The organism is Actinoplanes sp. NBRC 103695, assembly GCF_030269485.1.
Classification (GTDB): domain Bacteria; phylum Actinomycetota; class Actinomycetes; order Mycobacteriales; family Micromonosporaceae; genus Actinoplanes.
In genome coordinates this window covers 127,518-144,502 of the sequence record NZ_BSTL01000013.1, presented here as the reverse complement: position 1 = coordinate 144,502, position 16,985 = coordinate 127,518, and the positions used below count along the sequence as shown (strand labels likewise).

Genomic DNA, 16,985 nt, shown 5'->3' with positions numbered 1-16,985 from the left:
CATGGCCAGCCGTCGCGACCTGTTGCAGGCGCACCGCTTCCTCGGCCGGCGGGTGCATTCCGCGCTGGTGATCCACGAGACCGATCCGGAACAGCCGCCGTTGCGCCGCCCGGCGCTCGCCGCGTGGGGCAGCGTCGCGCTCGCCGTGATCGCGCTGGTCGCCGTCGGCGCGTACGGCTTCTTCCGGCCCGGCGGCAACACCGCCTGGCGAGACGGCAAATCGGTCATCGTGGTCAAGGAGACCGGCGCCCGCTACGTGTACGTCGACGCCGTGCTACATCCGGTGCTCAACTACACGTCCGCGCTGCTCGCGCTGGGCCGCAACGCGCCCACCCGGACGATCTCCCGCGAGTCGCTGGTCGGCGTCGCCCGCGGCCCGGCGATCGGCATACCGGACGTCCCGGACACGCTGCCGGCCCCGAAACAGCTGCTCACCGGCGGCTGGTCGCTCTGCTCGGAGCGTGTCTCGGACGGGGCCGGGACCGCGGTCGACCGGTCGGTGCTGCTGGCCGGGGCCGGACCGGCGGGCGCGCGGCCGCTCGGCGACGAGGCGCTGCTGGTGGACGTGCCCGCGTCCGGCGACCATTACCTGATCTGGCGCGGCCACCGGCATCTGATCCGCCAGAGCGACACGGTCACGGTCGGCCTCGCGCTGCGCGCCGAACCCCTGGCCCAGGTGGGGCACGCGCTGGTCGACATCCTCCCGGCCGGTGCCACGATCGCTTCTCTTCCGGTACGCGATGCCGGCCGCCCGTCGCACGCGGTGGCGAACCGCCCCGGCATCCTCATCGGGCAGTTGCTCGTGGCGGAGGCCGGCGGGCAGAGGCAGCACTATCTGGCCGAGGAGAACCGGCTGCGGGCGATCAGCGAACTCCAGTCCGCCATCCAGCTCGCCTCGCCGGGCACCGCCAAGGCCTACCCGGGCAACGAGCCGGCGCCGATCCCGCTCGCGGTGTCGGCGGCCGCGGCGGCCACTCTCTCCACGCCCGTCGACAGTGACGTGCCCGCGACGCGCCCGCGGTTCGCGTCCGCGAGCGGGCCGGTCTGTGTCACCTACGACGACGGCGCCGCGGTGCCGCGCCTTCAGGTGGGCGGGACACTGCCGGCCACCACGGTGCCGACGGCCGGGCGTACCGCCGAGGGGTTGCCTCTGGCCGACCGGGTGCACGTGCCGCCGGGGCGTGCGGTGCTCGCCGAGGTGCTGCCCAGCGCGGAGGCTCGCGCCGGCACCCTGATGCTGGTCACCGACCAGGGCCGGGCGTTCCCGCTGGCCGGGCCGGACGTGCCGGGCATGCTCGGCTATGGCACCGCCCGCCCGGTCCGGCTCCCGGCGAGCCTGGTGTCCCGGGTGCCGCTCGGCGCGGGCCTCGACCCGGCGCACGCCCGCGACCCTGTTTTCGCGGGTTAGCCCCGCTTTGCTTTCCGGGTCAGCCTGTCTTGCCGATCCGGGCCAGGGCCGCGTCGGCCAGGGCGCCGGGCGCCTCCTCCGGGACCCAGTGCCTGACTCCCGCCACGGTGACCAGCTCGTAGTCCCCGGTCACCCACTCGGCGCACAGCCGCGCGGCGGCCTCGCCGATCGCCGCGTCCTGGTCGCTCCAGACGAACGTGGTCGGCACCGAGACCTTGGGCAGCTCACCGCGCCCGCCGGCGGCCCGTGCCCGGTACCAGTTGATGCCGCCGGTCAGCCGGCCCGGGTCGCGCATCGCGTCGATGTAGAGCTCGGCCCGGTCGCCGATCGGCGCGAGCACCTGGCGCAGCCACGCGAAGTCGTCGGCGCGGACCGCGTCCTCGCCGTCCGGCGCGGCGAGCATGGCCTGGTAGCCGAAGCGTTCCCGCTGGCTCTCGTCGGTCCGCAACGCCTCGGCCATCGCGCCGATGTGCGGAACGGAGACCGCGGTCAGGGTGCGCACCCGCTGCGGGTGCAGCGCCGCGATCACCCAGGAAACGACGGCGCCCCAGTCGTGGCCGACCAGGTGGAACTCCCCGACACCCAGCTCGTCCAGGATCGCGAGGGCGTCGGACGCGGCCTCGACGACGGTGTACGCGGCCACGTCGGCCGGGCGGGCGCCCGGGGCGTAGCCGCGCTGGTCGTACGCGAAAGTGCGCAATCCGGCCGCGTGCAGCTCGGGCAGGATGAGCTCGAACTCCCGGTGGTCCTGCGGGAACCCGTGCAGCAGCAGCACCGGAGTGCCGTCCTCCGGTCCGCCGGCGGCCACGTCGAAGGTGAGTCCTCGTGCCTCGATTCGCATGATTCCACCCTAGAAGCCGCGGCCGGCCCGGACGGTGAACAATGCGTGGATGAGCACGCAGGCCGAGCGGCTGAGGGCAATCGTCACGGCGTCCCGCTGGATGACGCGGGTTCTCGCCACGGTGGCCGGGTCCGGCCTGCCCGACGCCTGGGTGGGTGCCGGCGCGCTGCGCGACCTGGTGTGGGGCGAGCTCTACGGTCCCGGTTTCGACCCTTCGACGGTACGCGACGTCGACGTCGTCTACTTCGACCCGCTCCACACCGAACGTGCCGACGACGATCGCGCGACGGCCCTGCTCGCCGGCCTCTGGCGCCGCCCGCCGTGGGAGGCCCGCAACCAGGCCGCCGTCCACCTCTGGTACCACCACAAGTTCGGCGGCTCGCCGACGCCACCGTTCCGGTCCGTGGCGGAGGCCGTCGCCACCTGGCCCGAGTACGCGACCGCCGTCGCCGTCCGCGCCACGCGCGAGGGCACGATCGACATCTGCGCGCCGCACGGCCTCGACGATCTGCTCGACGGCGTCTGGCGCCGCAATCCCGTCCGCGTCGACGTGAACCACTCCCGCGTTCGCCTGGCCCGCCACAGCCCCGAGACCCGCTGGCGCGGGGTCACGGTGATTCCGCCCGTCAGTTGATCGGGTTGCCAGTCGGATCTGTGGGTCTGTAGCGGTATCGTCTCCTCAGCGTCACGCTCGCGGAAGGGGCACAATGGACGAAAGTGGCGAAACTGTCCTTGGTGTTCTGTCCCCCTTCCTCGGTGGGTGGTATTTCGGTGGCGTGATCGAGGGGATCGCGCAGGTCGCATCCGACGCAGGCGCGGCAGTGGTGGCGGTGCAGACCCTGGACGCGGGCACCGATCAGCTGGAGCTGGCCGAGCCGCCGCACCCGCCGCACCCGCTGGCCTGGGACCATGCCGCCGGGTTCGTCGTGATCGTGAACGCGGCGAGCGTCAAGTACCTGAACGAGATCCAGGCCACCGGCCGGCCGGTCGTCGTGGTCAGCCACGAGTTCCCCGAGCTGGACTGCCCGACGGTGTTCCCGGACAACCGGGTCGGGGTGCGGGCCGCGGTCGAGCACCTGATCAGGCACGGACATCGGCGGATCGCGTTCGCCGGTTTCATGGGCGCTCTCGACCAGCGGGAACGCTGTGAGACCTACCGGCAGACGCTGATCGAGCACGGCATCACGCCGGACCCGGACCTGATCTTCGAGGCCCACGACAACCAGAAAGCGGGAGGCGAGGGCGCCGCCCGCGCGATGCTCGCCGCCGGGCTGCCGTCCACCGCGGTGCTGGCCGGCACCGACCTCAACGCGATCGGCATGATCCAGGTGCTCACCGCCGCCGGCTGCCGGCTCCCCGAGGACCAGGCCATCGTCGGCTTCGACGACCTCTCCGACTCGTCGTTCACCGAGCCGCGCCTCACCACCGTCCGGCAGTCGCTCTTCAAGGTCGGCGCCACCGCGGCCGAGGTGCTGCTGTCAGCGATCGACGGCACCGGCGGGGCGCCCGCGCGCCACGAGGTCGCGACGCACCTGGTGATCCGCGAGTCGTGCGGCTGCCCCGCGGACGAGTTCCCCGGCAGCCACGACGACGCGGTGCGCTCACCCGAGACGCTGCGCGCCCAGGGCCGCTCGCAGTACCGGGAGCGCACCCGGCTCCAGCTCGCCCTGAGCAGCCAGTACGACATCAGCCTCGACCTGCTGCGCAGCCACGAGGAGGATCCCCGCAAGCTGGGCTGGCTGCGCCGCACCCCGGCACGGGCCGGCTGCCTCGGACTGTGGACCGAGACGCCCGGCTCCGGTGACCAGCCCCTGGACATCGTCGGCCAGTTCCATCGCGCGTCGTCCCTGCCGGTCGGGTCGCTGCCGCCGGTCCGGGCCAGCGGTTTCCCGCCGGTGGCGATCCTGGACGCGGCCCGCGCCGAGCCCGGCTCGCTGACGTTCGTCGTACCGGTGAGGGTGGGCAACCGCGACTGGGGCTTGCTCGCGACGGTGGACTGCGTGGACCTGCAGGCGGCCACCGGGCGTGAGCCGATCAACCAATGGGCCGCGCTGCTCACGGTCGCGCTGGACTACCAGGCGGTGCTGCGGACCCTGCGCGAGCAGGAGGAACAGCTGCGCGCGAGCGCCCTGTACGACCACCTCACCGGGCTGCCGAACCGGGCGCACTTCGTCCAGCTGCTGGCCGCGGCGGTGGCGCCCGGGACGGAACGCCGGACCGACGTGGCCGTGCTCTTCGTCGACCTCGACGGGTTCAAGCTGATCAACGATACGTTCGGCCACGCCGTCGGCGACCAGATCCTGGTGGAGGTCGCCGAGCGGCTGCGCGCCGAACTCGGCGGCCACGGCACGGCGGCCCGCTTCGGCGGCGACGAGTTCCTGGTCCTGCTGGACGCTCTCGACGACGGCCACACCCCGACGACGATGGCCCAGCGGCTGCAATCGGCGCTCAACCGCCCGCACCGGCTGGCCGGGCAAAACCTGGTGGTCACCGCGAGCATCGGCGTCGCGCTGGCCCACGACGTGCCCGCCGCGGACGCGGAGTCGCTGGTCCGGGACGCGGACACGGCCATGTACTGGGCCAAGTCCCGGCGCACCGGCGGCCGAGCCGTGTTCGAGCCGAGCATGCACGACGAGATGGTGGCCCGGCTGCGCGCTTCGGACACGCCCGCCTGACGTCGCTCAGTTCGGGATCTCGAAATGCTGGTAGTCCTTGAGCGACTTCCAGTCCCCGCCCCACCGGAAGCCGCGCGCGGTGAACGCCTTCCAGACCCGGTCGCCGCGCCTGATCATCCCCGGGCGGACGTTCGCGCGGTTGGTGAACGCCTTGCCGGCCGGCGGCAACACGGTCCGGCCCTTGACGTACGGATTCTCCAGCGGATTGACGTCGATGGTCCTGCCGTACGAGTGAAGCGAGAACCCGCGCGTCGAGCCGGCGACCGGCCGGCAGTTGAACGCCGAGGTGTTGTCGGCGGCCATCGACGCGTTGTCGTCGGCACGGAAGCGGTCCACGCGGTGCATCTTCCTGACCGGGAACCGCATCGAATACAACGAGTGGAAGACGGTCACCATGGAGCGGGCCACATCCTTGTGGACGATCAGCTCGCCGCGGTGCCGGATCCGGTCGAAGCCCCAATGGGTCAGCTCCACCCGGCGCAGGTCCGAGATGCGCACCGGGCAGCCCGGCCGCCAGGAGACCCCGGTCATCGCCCTCGCCGTGGCGGCGTCGATGGTCCGGATCGAGGCCCGATAGCCGTCGTCGGCAGCGGCAGCGGCGGCGGAGGAGGCGGCGGAGGAGGCGGAGGAGGCGGAGGAGGAGGCGGCGGTCCCGGTCGCTGCGAGAATCACACCGGTCACCGCCGATGCGAACGAAGTAACGTAAAAGGGACGCACATCCCGATCCTGTCACATCCCCGGGGGTAGCCGATGTCCTTCTCCGATCAAGCTGTCGCGGTGGTCGACGCGTTCGTCACCGAGGCGCCCTTCTCCGGGAACCCGGCCGGAGTGCTGGTGCTGGACGCCTTTCCCGACGAATCGTGGATGCGGGGCGTCGCCAACGAACTGCACCAGTCCGAAACGGCGTTCGTCGTACCCGGGAACGGGCCTTTTTCTCTGCGCTGGTTCACCCCGACCACGGAGGTCGCGTTGTGCGGGCACGCCACTCTCGCCGCATCCCATTGGTTGTGGGAAAGCGGGCACGCCGACCCGGACCGCCCCGTCGAGTTCGACACGCTCGGCGGCCGGCTCTCCGCCCGCCGCCACTACGACGACATCCTCCTGGACTTCCCGGCCGTCCCGGCCCGGAGCTTCAGTCCGCCGGCCGGGCTCGCTCAGGCGCTCGGCCAGGTCGACACGGTGTGGACCGGAATCACCGACCACCCGGAGGTCGGCGAGCGCAACATCCTGGCCGTGCTGCCCGACGAGGACGCCGTGCGCCGCCTGGCGCCGGACCTGCGCGCGGTCGAGCAGCTGCCCGCCGGCGGCCTGATCGTGACGGCGCGGGGAGCCGGCGGCGACGATGTCGTCTCGCGGTACTTCGCGCCCGCGTACGGCATCCCCGAGGACCCGGTGACCGGCTCGGCGCACTGCACCGTCGGCCCGTACTGGAGCGCCCAGCTCGGCACCGAGTTCGGGGCGCGCCAGCTCTCACCCCGCGGTGGCCACCTCCATGTATCCACAGGCGACGGCCGGCGGGTCGAGCTCCGGGGCCGTGCGAGGACCACCCTCACCGGCACCCTCCACCGCACGCCCTGACAGGCCGCCAGCGCTTCGCCAGGCCCCGGGTGCCTGCTCGCCGTCGCTGCTTGCGCCCGGTGTGGGTCGGGCCCGGCTGCCAGGCCCCCGGGTGCCTGCTCGCCGTCAGTGCCGCCGCTTACGCTGGGCGTGGGGTCGGGCCCGGCTGCCAGGCCCCCCGGGTGCCTGCTCGCCGTCGCTGCCGCCGCTCGCGGTGGTAGCCGGGCACGAGGGTGGTAGCCCGGGGCGGCATTCCCCTCGTGGGCTGCGGGCCGGATCGTCGCGGGCTTGCCACTCGGGCGGGCAGTGGTAGGACCGGACGCTGTTCAGGATCGCGATACCGCTGCTGGCTGCCACGATCGCGGATGGTGGTAGCGCAGGACGGTATTCGAGGACGGATACCGCCAAGGGCTACCACTGGTGGCTGGGTCTACCACTCGCGCTGGGGTCTACCACTGCGTGCCCGGCTACCGCCGCGAGCGGCGGCAGCGACAGCAAGTAGGCACCCCCGCCGCCATGGCAGCCGGGCCCGACCCACGCCCAGCGAAAACGGCGGAAAGCTCGGCACCGCGGGCCCCAACCGGACCTCCTCAGAGCGGCCGGACCTCGGCGAGCCGCCTGACCGCGTACGCGTCGTCCCAGCAGACGGCGGCCTCCCAGGCGGCCGACGCCTGCGCGGCGATGTCGTGTGTGGCGCCGGCCAGGTCGGCGGCGTTGCCGGGGAGCACGAGGTCGAGGTCGGGGACGTCGACGTGCGACTCGTCCCAGTCGATCAGCGCGACCCTGTCCGCGGTCATCCGGATGTTGCCCGGGTTGGTGGGGTTGCCGTGCACGACGCACGTCTCACGGCCGGCGAGCCGCGCCCATGCCGCCCGGCATCGGGCGACGGCCTCGGCTGGCATCTCGCCGAGGTCGACCTTCGTCCCGGTGCCGGCGTGCAGGAGGTCGGTCGACGACCGCCAGCCGGGGCGCTGCGGCCGGCCGCGCGTCAGCCGGTGCAGCTCGCGGAGCGTGCCGGCCACCCGACGCCAGTCGGCGTCCGTCTCGGGCGGTCCACCGTCCAGGTAGGTCATCACCACCAGGCCGTCGGCGAACAGCCTGCCGTCGGTGGCCGGGATCGGCACCGGCACGGTCAGACCCGAACGGTCGAGGTGCTGGAGGAGCTCGGTCTCCCACGCGAGATCGGCGTCGCTCCGGGAACCGAGACGACCGACCGCGAGGCGCCCGCCGAGGCGCACGCTCCACACGTCGTTGGCGACGCCGCCGGTGAGCGGTTCGAGGCGAGTGACGTCGTCACCCCACCGGTCGAGCGCTTCCCACCCCACCGGACAGATCTTAGAGTGTCGGGGTGGAACCGCAGGCGCCCAGCACGGCACGCATGATCGACTACTGGCTCGGCGGGGTCCACCATCACCCGATCGATGTCGCGGCCGCCGGTGCGTTCGAGTCGGCGTACCGGCCGTGCGCCGACATCTTCCGGTCGTTGCGGGCCTTCTCCGGCCGCGCGGTGCGGCAGGCCGTCGGCGAGGGCGTCGGCCAGTTCCTGGTGTTCGGCGCCGGCGTTCCGACACAGGCCAACGTGCACGAGACCGCGCCGGGGGCTCGCGTGCTCTATACCGATCTCGACCCGCGGATCGTCGCCGTCGGACGCGAGCTGCTCGACGGGCTGGACAGCGTGGACTACGCGCTCGGCGATGTCACCGACCCGAACAGCATCGACCCGGCCGTCCTGGACCGCGTGCTGCCGGACCGGAAGCGGCAACCGCTCGGCGTGGTCCTGTTCGGACTTCCGGCGTTCTTCGACGACGCGACGCTCGCCGGGGCCCTCGACGCCCTGTACGACGCGGTCCCGGCCGGCAGCCGGCTGTTGTTCGACTTCGACGCCACCGAACTGGCCGGCCACCCGGAGGCGCTGGCGATGATGGGCCCGGCGTTCCATATGCGCGAGCCGGCCGCGTTCGCGCCGTTGCTGGGCCGGTGGACGCCGACCGCCGAGGGCATCGTGCCCGTCGCGCGCTGGCTGCCGGACGCCGACACCCCGGAGGACGTACCGGACGCCTTCTGGGGTGGCGTGGCCGTCAAGCAGGCGTGACGCCAGGCGGCGAGGAGCGCGTGACGCTACGCGGCGAGGAGCGCGTGACGCTACGCGGCGAGGAGCGCGTGACGCCAGGCGGCGAGGAGCGCGTGACGCTACGCGGCGAGGAACGCCTCGATGCGGTCCGACACCAGGGCCGGCGAGTGGGCGGGCAGGTCGTGTGACGCGCCCGGGACGATCTCGACGTGGGCGTGCGGCATGGCCCGGGTGAGGCGCGCCGCCACCTCGCCGGCCGGGTAGAGCACGCTGTGCTCGCCGAGCAGCACCAGGGTGGGTGTGGTGATCCGGCCGAGCTGGTCGTCGGTCAGCGCGTCGGGCAGGGGCAGCCGGCGGCGGAACGCCATGGTCAACGGCAGCAGCGGCATCAGCTCGTCCTCGCGCAGCGTCGCGTTGCGTACCGGCCCGGCCAGCCGGCGTCGCACCGGCGCGGGGGTGAGCCCGGCGAGCCCGCCGGCGAAGAGCCAGGCCCAGAACCGGGCGCCGAGGCGGCCGAGGCCGCCGGGGTCGAGCAGGGTGAGGCTGGCGGCGCGGCCGGGGAACTGCAGTTCGTGGTGGAGCAGTGTCCATCCGCCGTAGGACATGCCGACCAGGTGGACGCGCTCCTCGCCCAGCGCGGCAAGGGTCTCGGACAGCAGGGCGGCGGCGTCGTGCGCGCCGGTGACGGGCCGGGTCTGGCGGGCGGCGCCGGGTTCGCCGACCGGGTCGAGCGCGATGACCGGGTGCTGCCGGCCCAGCCGTTCGACGTAGCGGTACCAGGTGACCGCGCTGCCGCCGGCGCCGGGAACCAGCACGACCGGTGTGCCCCCGGTCCGGCCGGTCCGGTAGGCGACGGCCTCGCCGTAGCTGGTCGTGAGGGGTTCCGGGGTCGCAGGCCCGGGCCAGAGCCGGGTCATCGCATCGCGGTGGGCGGTGTGGAATCGTTGCCGGGCGCGGTCGCTGGTGAAGTCGCCGATTCGAGGAACAGGCTTCATGGTACGACCGTACCATGAAAGCGGAGAGGTGCGGTTTGCCGAAGCGGGTGGATCATGACGAGCGCAAACGGCACATCGCCGGCGCTCTCCTGCGCATCGCCGAGGAGCAGGGACTGCAGCACGCGAGCATGCGGCAGGTCGCCGCCGCCGCCGAGGTCTCCGTCCGCCTGGTGCAGTACTACTTCAACACCAAGGACGAGCTGCTGATCACCGCCGTCGGTTACCTCGCCGAGCAGTTGGGCGACCGCGTACGCGAAAGGTTGGTGGCCCTGGGCTCACCGCCTCCGCCGCGGGTGTTCGTCACCGAGACCCTGCTCGCCGTGCTGCCCCTCGACCCCGAGAGCGTCCGCCTGAGCCGCACCTTCGCGGCGTTCTACAGCCTGGGGCTCGCCGAGCCGGAGCTGACCCGGCACGGCGTCCCCCACCCGGACCGCCTCGAACGGCTGCTGGCCACCCAGCTCCGGGCCGCGGACCGCCCCGAGCCGGAGCTGACCGCCGCGGGCCTGCTCGCGCTGACCAACGGGCTCACCTCGAGCGTTCTCGGCGGGCAACGCGACGGGGCCGCCGCGGTCACCGTCCTGCGTTACCACCTGGACCTGGTGTTCGGCCCGGAAACGCCGGGCGGTCAGTGAAGGGTGGGCCGGTAGACGAGCTCCTGGATGTCCCGGTCCAGCGTCCGGTGCTCGATCAGCTCCAGGTCGAAGTCGGCCGCGCCCCGGAAGATCGGGGCCAGCCCGGTCCGGCCGGTGACGACCGGGAACAGGGTGACCTGTACCCGGTCGACCAGGCCGGCGGCCATCAGCGCCCGGTTCATCGACAGGCTGCCGTGCGAGCGCAACGGGACGTCGGACTCCTCCTTGAGCCGGGCGACGACGTCGACGGCGTCACCGTTCGCGACGGTGGCGTTCGGCCAGTCGAGGGGGCCGGTGAGCGTCGTCGACACCACCGTGGCCGGCGCGTTCCACATCTTGGTGACCCACGGGTCGCGTACCTCGGAATCCTCGGTGCTGCCGGCCAGCATGCCGGTGAACTCCCGGTAGGTGGTGGCCCCGAAGACCATCCGCTGTTCCGCGTCGTACTGGGCGAGGCGGTGGGCGAGCAGCTCGGGGCCCTGCTTGCCCCAGTAGCCGGTCCAGTCGCCGCCGGCGGCGCCGAAGCCGTCGAGGCTGGAGAAGACGTCGAAGGTGTAGGTGGCGGTCATGTCGTACTCCTGACGTGTGGGCGGTCGGTTCGTCTCTTACCTCCTCCACGAACGCCGCCGGCCCGATCCGACAAGGTCCGCCCGGAAAATACCTGCGGTGGGCGGCGCGGGGGAGCTGAACGGGACATCGGTGGACTCCCTGATGTGGAGAATGAGGACGCCCGAACGGTGCCCGCACATCGATAGCGGCAGATTGTTTGAACCTTGAAGCGAGGTAAGGACGGCGATGTACGAGTCCGAGGAACTGTGGCGCGACGTCGACCGATACTTCGTCGACACGCTCGTGGGTGAGGACGACGCGCTGGTGGCGGCCCGCGCCGGGGTTGCCGGGTGGGTCGAGGTGGTCGTCGGGCCGGCGGCCGCGTCGGCGCGCAGGTTGGCCGAGGGCGGCGCCGACGCGTACGACTTCGTGTTCATCGACGCCGACAAGCCGAGCAACCCGGCCTACCTGGAGGCCTCGCTGCGGCTGAGCCGGCCGGGCACGGTCATCGTGATCGACAACGTGGTCCGCAACGGCGCCGTGGCCGACCCGGACAGCACCGACGAGCGGGTCCGCGGTGTCCGGGCCGTGCACGACATGATCGCGGCGGATCCCCGGCTGGAGGCCACCGCCCTGCAGACGGTCGGGTCGAAGGGCTGGGACGGGTTCACGCTGATCCGGGTCGGCGGCTGAACGGCGACGGCGGGCGTTCGGCCTGCCACAGGTCTTCGCGCAGCGGTTCCGGCTCGGTGGACGCGGCCGTGGCGCCGGTGAGGAACTCGGGTGTCTCGGCCATCGTGCCGGTGCGCCCGCGCAGCGCCGGGGGGACGCCGGGCACGTCCTGGATCGGGCGGGCCCGGTGGGCGCTGGCCTCGTCGCCGGGTTTCGGGTCGGAGCCGTGGCCGCCGCCGGCGCCGTTCATCCCGCCGCCGAAGAGGGGCGGGATCAGCCCTCGGCCGGTGGCGCCACCGGCCGAGGTCCGAGTCGCGGCCTGACCCGCGGCAGTCCCGCCACCGCCGCCGGCCGTCGGGGCCGCCCCGGTGAGCGTCCGCCCGGCCCGCGGAATCATGCCGAGACCGCCACCGAGGCCCGCCGGTGAAAGGCCCCCGAGGCCCCCGGAACCTGAAGGCCCTCCGGAGAGGGAAGGGCTGAAGGACGAGCCGGCCGGTGACAGGGACGGCAGGGATCCGGCGAGGCTGGGCGACGGCGAATAAGGGGCGAGCGGGCCCGCACCCACGGGATCCGGCGACGGGAGATCACCGGCGCCGGCGGGGGAGGGAGCGGCGACGGCCGGGGAACCGGCGCTGGGCGAGGCCCCACCGGCAGCGGGCGAGGCTCCACCCGCGTCGGGGGAGGCGCCGCCGGCGGCCGGGGCGTCCGCGGCGGCCATGGTGGACTCGCCGCCGCCCCCGTCAGCGGCCGGCCCGTCCCACGGCGTACCCGAGGAGGAGCCGGACACCCGCGAAGCCGCCTCCGCGAACCGCTGATCGAGCTCCCGCAGCATCGCGGCCGCCCTTTCCACGATCCCCGTCAGGGCCTCTTCCACCGCCGCGGCGTCGATCCCGACGACGCCGAGCTGCCCGACGGCCTGGACGAACACGTTCCACAGCTCGCGAATCCCGTCGACCGTGGTCCGCACCGCCGTGGCGAGATCGGCGACCACGGTGGGCAGATCCGCCGCCGCGAGCGTCTCCTGCCAGCCGCGCACGGTGGTGGCGCTGGTCTCCAGCCGCTCGGTGCAGGTCGCGCCGACGTCGTCCGGCCACTCCAGGTCGACCGCCGCCGACGTCTCCCGCAGCTGGTCGGAGGTGCCCGCAAGCCCGTCCGTCACGGCCTGCCACGCGCCGCGGCTGCGTTCCAGCACGGGCACGTGCGCCATCTGCGCCTCGGCCTGCCGGTAGATCTCCTGCATCGCGGTGACCAGCTCAGGCACGCCCATCGTGCACCCCCCGCATGAAGCCTTCGGCCGAGGCGTTCGCCTGGTGGTAGATCCCGGCGCCCTGCCGGACCACCGACGCGTACGCCGGAACCCCGGCCGACGCGTCGGTGAGGAACGCGATGAGCTCGTCCGCGACCCGCCCGACCGCCTCGCTGAACGCCTGGCAACCGGGCATCGGGTCGCCGCAGACCAGCGCGGCCGTCTTCGCCTCGCCGGCCGCGTCCAGGGCGGCCTTGGCCGGCGCCGGGTCGAGCCGCCCGGCGATCTCCGTCAACCGCCCGGTGTCCGCTTCCATGAAATTCGCCATGTCGTCGCGCCTCTCCTAAACAGGGTGCCAAGCGAGTTGAACCATCCGGGGCGGCTCGCCCCGGGCGAGCAGCCGGCCGCGTCCGGGCGGCAGGTTCTCCGGCCGCAGCCCGCCGAGCAGGGGGCCTTCGCCGCGGTCGCCGCTGAGCATGATCCCGGGCGATCCGATGTCGCGGAGCCGCGCCAGGAACGGCTCGAACAGCGCCCGCCCGGCCCCGCCGCTGCGCCGGGTGACGACCACATGCAGGCCGAGCTCGCGGCCCTGGGGCAGGAACTCGAGCAGCGGCTGCAGCGGGTTGTCCATCGTGCTGACCACCAGGTCGTAGTCATCGATCAGCACGAACAGCTCCGGCCCGCGCCACCACGACCGTTTGCGCAGCTGGTCGGGGGTCACGTCGGGGCCGGGCGCGCGCTCCCGCATCGCCTTGGCCGTCTCGTCCATCAGCCGCCGGGTGCCGGTGCCGTCGGCGCCGTGGCCGAGCAGATGCGATGCGGGCACTTCGCCGAGCATGCCGCGCCGGTGGTCGATCATGACGATCAGTGCCTGTTCGGGGGTGTGCCCGGCGACGAGCCGCCGCGCGAGCAGCCGCAGGAACCCGGTCTTGCCGGATTTCCCGTCGCCGATCAGCATCAGGTGCGGGTCGGCGGCGAAGTCGACGCGGGCCGGCCCGAGGTCCTGTTCGTCGAGGCCGATCGGCAGGGCCAGGCCGTCGTCGGCCGCCGGCAGGGCGGTCTCCGGGACCAGAGCCGGGAGCAGGCGTACGCGCGGAGCACGCTCCCGCGGCCACTGCTCGGCGACGGCCTGCACGAGTGCGGCGGTGGCGTCCCGCAGCCCGGCCTCGGCGCGGACACCGTCGATCCGGGGGAGTGCCAGGTGCATCTGGTGCTTGGTCGGCGCGACGCCCCGCCCCGGCGCCCGGTCGGGGACTCGCTGGGCGGCGGTCCGGTCCACCGTGGTGTCGACCGGGTCGCCGAGCCGCAGCTCGATCCGGGTGCCGAAGAGGTCGCGCAGGGCCGGTCGCATCTCGAACGAGCGGGCGCACGAGACGGCCAGGTGCACCCCGTACGCCAGCCCGCGCGCGGCCAGGTCGGCGAACCGGTCCTCCAGGTCCTCGTACTCCTTGCGCAGGGTCTGCCAGCCGTCCACGACCAGGAACACGTCGCCGTACTCCTGGTCGGCGTGCGCACCGGCCGAGCGTGCGGCGCGGTACGCGGCGATCCCGTCGATCTCGTTCTCGGCGAACCACCGTTCGCGCTGGTTGAGCAGCGTGATCACCTGCGCGACGGTGCGCCGGACGGCGCCCGCGTTCTGCCGGTGCGCGATCCCGCCGACGTGCGGCAGCCCGCGCAGCGCGGTGAGCCCGCCGCCGCCGAAGTCGAGGCAGTAGAACTGCACGTCGCGCGGCGAGTGGCTGAGCGCCAGCGAGGCCATGACGGTTCGCAGCGCGGTGCTCTTGCCGCTGCGGGGCCCGCCGGTGACGACGACGTGCCCGGCGCCCGCGGACAGGTCCAGCTGGTACGGGTCTCGCCGCTGATCGAGCGGCTTGTCCACGATGCCGACGGCGACGTGCAACGGCATCGCGGGCGGGCCGAACATGTCCAGCGTGGGCGGTTCGGCGAGCGGCGGCAGCCACACCTGGTGTGCCGGCGCGCCGTGCCCGTCGAGGCGCCCGACCAGGATGTCGAGCAGGCTGTCACCGCTCTCCGGGTCCGGTTCGGGCGCGGCCGGGGCGATCCGGGGCGGCTGGTACGCGGTGGTCCAGTCGAGCAGGTCGAGGTCGGCGTCGGGCGCGTTGTCGGCGAAGGCGGGGCCGGGCCGGGCGTGCACACCCGACACGTACGCCGACCGGAACCGCACCAGCGGCTCGTCCCCGTTCTGGAAGTAGCCGTGCCCCGGCGCGCGGGGCAGCTGGAACGCGTCGGCCACCCCGATCACCGCCCGGCTCTCCATGGCCGAGAAGGTGCGCAGCCCGATCCGGTAGGACAGGTGCCCGTCCAGCCCGCGCAGCCGGCCCTCCTCGAGCCGCTGACTGGCCAGCAGCAGGTGCACGCCGAGCGAACGCCCGAGCCGCCCGATCTGCACGAACGTGTCGATGAACTCGGGCTTGAAGGACAGCAGCTCACTGAACTCGTCGCAGACGACCAGCAGCGTCGGCACCTCGGGCAGCGGCGCGCCGGCCGCCCGGGCGCGCTCGTAGTCCCGCAACGACGCGAAGTTGCCGGCCGCCGCGAGCAGTTCCTGCCGCCGGATCAATTCCCCGTTCAGCGCGTCGGTCATCCGGTCGACCAGCGACAGCGCGTTCTCCAGGTTGGTGATCACCGCGCTGGTGTGCGGGAGGGCGTCCATCCGGGCGAAGGTCGCGCCGCCCTTGAAGTCGATCAGCGCGAAGTTCAGCTCGCTGGGCGAATGGGTCACCGCGAGCGCGAGCACCAGCGTCCGCAGCAGTTCCGACTTGCCCGATCCGGTCGCTCCGATCAGCAGGCCGTGCGGGCCCATGCCGTCCTGTGCCGACTCCTTCAGGTCCAATTCGATGGGTACGCCGTCCGCGCCGACGCCGAACCGCACGCGCAGCCGGTCCCGTGGCGGCCGCGGCCGCCAGCCCAGTTCCGGCCGGTGAGCTCGCGGATCGCCGAGCCCGAGCAGGTCGGCCAGGCCCAGGTCGGCGGAGAGGGCCTGATCGCCGCCGGTGGCCGCGCCGCCGAGCCGCAGCGGCGCGAGCTGCCGGGCCAGTCCTTCGGCGGCGGTCGTGGCCAGCCCGTCGGCGACGCCCAGGACGGTGCGACCGTCCACTCCGGCCACGGCCAGCTCACCGGTGGGGGAGACGTCCAGGACGAGCGTCCCGCGGTCCAGGCCGCGCAGCGGCGCCGCGCTGAGGTCGAGCACCACCACGCCCTCGAGCCCGCCGAGCAGTTCGGTGCCGGCGCCGTCGCGGACCACGACCAGCTGCGGGCCGGCGGCCGGGTGCCGTCCGTCCGGGTCGAACCGCGGCCGGTCGGCGAGCATCGTGCCGAGCAACTGGCCCAGCGCGTCCGGGTCGGGGGCGACCAGCCGGACCGGACCGGCCGCGTCGTTGACGGTCGGGTGCCCGGCGTGCGGCAGCCACTTCACCCAGTCCCAGTGGCGCAGCCGGTCCGGCGGCGCGCACACCGCGATCCGTACGTCGTCCGGGGCGTGCATCGTGACCAGCTGGCCGATCATGGCCCGGACCAGCGCGGCGGCCCAGTCCCGGTCGCCCTGGACGTGCACCCGGGCGAAGCCGGTCAGCGGCATCGCCAGGGGCAGCCCGGGCACCGCCGCGTGTGCCCGGATGAACCGCCGCAACGCCAGCGCGGACAACGGCTCCAGCTGCTCCAGCGGCTTGGTGCTGGGCGAGATCAGGGTGGTCGACGGTGACTGCGGGCCGGTGCCCACCCGTACCACCGCGAAGTCCTCGTCGTCGGCGCGCCGCTCCCACAGCCGGGGTCCGGCGGCCATCGCCCACAGCGTGTCCGGCGCCGGGTGCAGGAACGCCGTCGCCGCCCGCTGCCGCTCGATGTCGCGGCGCATCCGGCTCCGGTGCTGGGCCAGCCGGCGCAGGTAGCGGCGCCGCGCATGGCCCATCGAGGCGCTGCTCGGCCCGCTGCCGCGGAACACCGTGACCAGCACCATCGCCAGTACGCCGACGGCGATCACGCCGTAGATCAGCAGCCGCGAGCTGCCGTTCGACGAGCCGGACGAGGTCAGCAGCACCACGGCCAGGATGCCGACCATCGGCAGCACGTAGAGGGCCTGCGTCCACTGCCGTTCGCCGGGCGGCGGGATCTCCGGCGGAGCCTCCAGCCGGAGGTCGCCGGAGGGCGGTTCGGGTGCCGGTCGCCGGGCCGGTCGCCGCACGATGACGGTTGTCATGCACCGATCGTCGCCGCGGGGCGGGGCGCCGGACGCGCGCTGGCAGGAAGGTGACGACCGGCGGCCGCGCGCCTCGGCACCCACCTAGCTTCGATCCGTACACACCGGCAACCGAAGGGAAGA

At 73.5% G+C, this 16,985-nt stretch carries 15 protein-coding genes; 7 read left to right on the top strand and 8 right to left on the bottom strand.

The features are described 5' to 3' along the window. Window position 1: 1 nt before the first annotated feature. Window positions 2–1,408: a type VII secretion protein EccB gene (gene eccB / locus QSK31_RS24180; RefSeq protein WP_285686577.1), complete on the top strand. Its 1,407-nt coding sequence runs from the start codon at window positions 2–4 to the stop codon at window positions 1,406–1,408. Between the two features lie 19 nt (window positions 1,409–1,427). Here the strand turns inward: eccB and QSK31_RS24175 are convergent, their stop codons facing one another. Continuing rightward, window positions 1,428–2,249, bottom strand: coding sequence for an alpha/beta fold hydrolase (locus QSK31_RS24175; protein WP_285686576.1), 822 nt, complete (start codon window positions 2,247–2,249; stop codon window positions 1,428–1,430). A gap of 49 nt (window positions 2,250–2,298) precedes the next feature. Here QSK31_RS24175 and QSK31_RS24170 point away from each other — a divergent pair, with 49 nt between their 5' ends. Continuing rightward, window positions 2,299–2,883 carry a nucleotidyltransferase family protein gene (locus QSK31_RS24170; protein WP_285686575.1) on the top strand — a complete coding sequence of 195 codons (585 nt, stop codon included), beginning with the start codon at window positions 2,299–2,301 and terminating at the stop codon, window positions 2,881–2,883. Window positions 2,884–3,025: 142 nt separating this feature from the next. Further along, window positions 3,026–4,924 (top strand): substrate-binding and GGDEF domain-containing protein, encoded by a 1,899-nt coding sequence (locus QSK31_RS24165; RefSeq protein ID WP_285686574.1) that lies wholly within the window; start codon window positions 3,026–3,028, stop codon window positions 4,922–4,924. Window positions 4,925–4,930: 6 nt separating this feature from the next. Here the strand turns inward: QSK31_RS24165 and QSK31_RS24160 are convergent, their stop codons facing one another. Next, entirely contained in the window at window positions 4,931–5,596 is a 666-nt protein-coding gene (locus QSK31_RS24160; RefSeq protein ID WP_285686573.1) for a M15 family metallopeptidase, read from the bottom strand. A gap of 78 nt (window positions 5,597–5,674) precedes the next feature. Between QSK31_RS24160 and QSK31_RS24155 the strand changes: the two genes are divergently transcribed. Further along, window positions 5,675–6,502: a PhzF family phenazine biosynthesis protein gene (locus QSK31_RS24155; RefSeq protein WP_285686572.1), complete on the top strand. Its 828-nt coding sequence runs from the start codon at window positions 5,675–5,677 to the stop codon at window positions 6,500–6,502. A gap of 569 nt (window positions 6,503–7,071) precedes the next feature. On the opposite strand, the gene QSK31_RS24150 is transcribed toward QSK31_RS24155, so the two are convergent. Continuing rightward, window positions 7,072–7,806, bottom strand: coding sequence for a phosphotransferase enzyme family protein (locus tag QSK31_RS24150; RefSeq protein WP_285686571.1), 735 nt, complete (start codon window positions 7,804–7,806; stop codon window positions 7,072–7,074). Between the two features lie 23 nt (window positions 7,807–7,829). Between QSK31_RS24150 and QSK31_RS24145 the strand changes: the two genes are divergently transcribed. Next, on the top strand, window positions 7,830–8,573 hold the full coding sequence (locus QSK31_RS24145; RefSeq protein WP_285686570.1) for an SAM-dependent methyltransferase: 744 nt from the start codon (window positions 7,830–7,832) through the stop codon (window positions 8,571–8,573). Between the two features lie 98 nt (window positions 8,574–8,671). Here the strand turns inward: QSK31_RS24145 and QSK31_RS24140 are convergent, their stop codons facing one another. Continuing rightward, complete coding sequence (locus QSK31_RS24140; protein ID WP_285686569.1) at window positions 8,672–9,547, bottom strand: alpha/beta fold hydrolase; 876 nt, start codon at window positions 9,545–9,547, stop codon at window positions 8,672–8,674. Between the two features lie 14 nt (window positions 9,548–9,561). On the opposite strand from QSK31_RS24140, the gene QSK31_RS24135 reads away from it, so the two are divergent. Next, complete coding sequence (locus tag QSK31_RS24135; protein ID WP_285686568.1) at window positions 9,562–10,179, top strand: TetR/AcrR family transcriptional regulator; 618 nt, start codon at window positions 9,562–9,564, stop codon at window positions 10,177–10,179. On the opposite strand, the gene QSK31_RS24130 is transcribed toward QSK31_RS24135, so the two are convergent. Further along, complete coding sequence (locus QSK31_RS24130) at window positions 10,173–10,748, bottom strand: dihydrofolate reductase family protein (protein ID WP_285686567.1); 576 nt, start codon at window positions 10,746–10,748, stop codon at window positions 10,173–10,175. The two genes, QSK31_RS24135 and QSK31_RS24130, sit on opposite strands and share 7 nt — an antisense overlap. Window positions 10,749–10,974: 226 nt before the next feature. On the opposite strand from QSK31_RS24130, the gene QSK31_RS24125 reads away from it, so the two are divergent. Beyond that, window positions 10,975–11,421 (top strand): O-methyltransferase, encoded by a 447-nt coding sequence (locus QSK31_RS24125; RefSeq protein WP_285686566.1) that lies wholly within the window; start codon window positions 10,975–10,977, stop codon window positions 11,419–11,421. Here QSK31_RS24125 and QSK31_RS24120 read toward each other — a convergent pair. The 3 genes from QSK31_RS24120 to eccCa are packed head-to-tail and all read right to left on the bottom strand — an operon-like array spanning window position 11,396 to window position 16,862. After that, window positions 11,396–12,667 carry a hypothetical protein gene (locus tag QSK31_RS24120; protein ID WP_285686565.1) on the bottom strand — a complete coding sequence of 424 codons (1,272 nt, stop codon included), beginning with the start codon at window positions 12,665–12,667 and terminating at the stop codon, window positions 11,396–11,398. The two genes, QSK31_RS24125 and QSK31_RS24120, sit on opposite strands and share 26 nt — an antisense overlap. Continuing rightward, window positions 12,654–12,962 (bottom strand): hypothetical protein, encoded by a 309-nt coding sequence (locus QSK31_RS24115; protein WP_285686564.1) that lies wholly within the window; start codon window positions 12,960–12,962, stop codon window positions 12,654–12,656. Before QSK31_RS24115 ends, QSK31_RS24120 begins: the two co-directional genes overlap by 14 nt. Before the next feature lie 27 nt (window positions 12,963–12,989). Next, window positions 12,990–16,862, bottom strand: coding sequence for a type VII secretion protein EccCa (eccCa, locus tag QSK31_RS24110; protein ID WP_285686563.1), 3,873 nt, complete (start codon window positions 16,860–16,862; stop codon window positions 12,990–12,992). Between the last annotated feature and the right edge of the window lie 123 nt (window positions 16,863–16,985).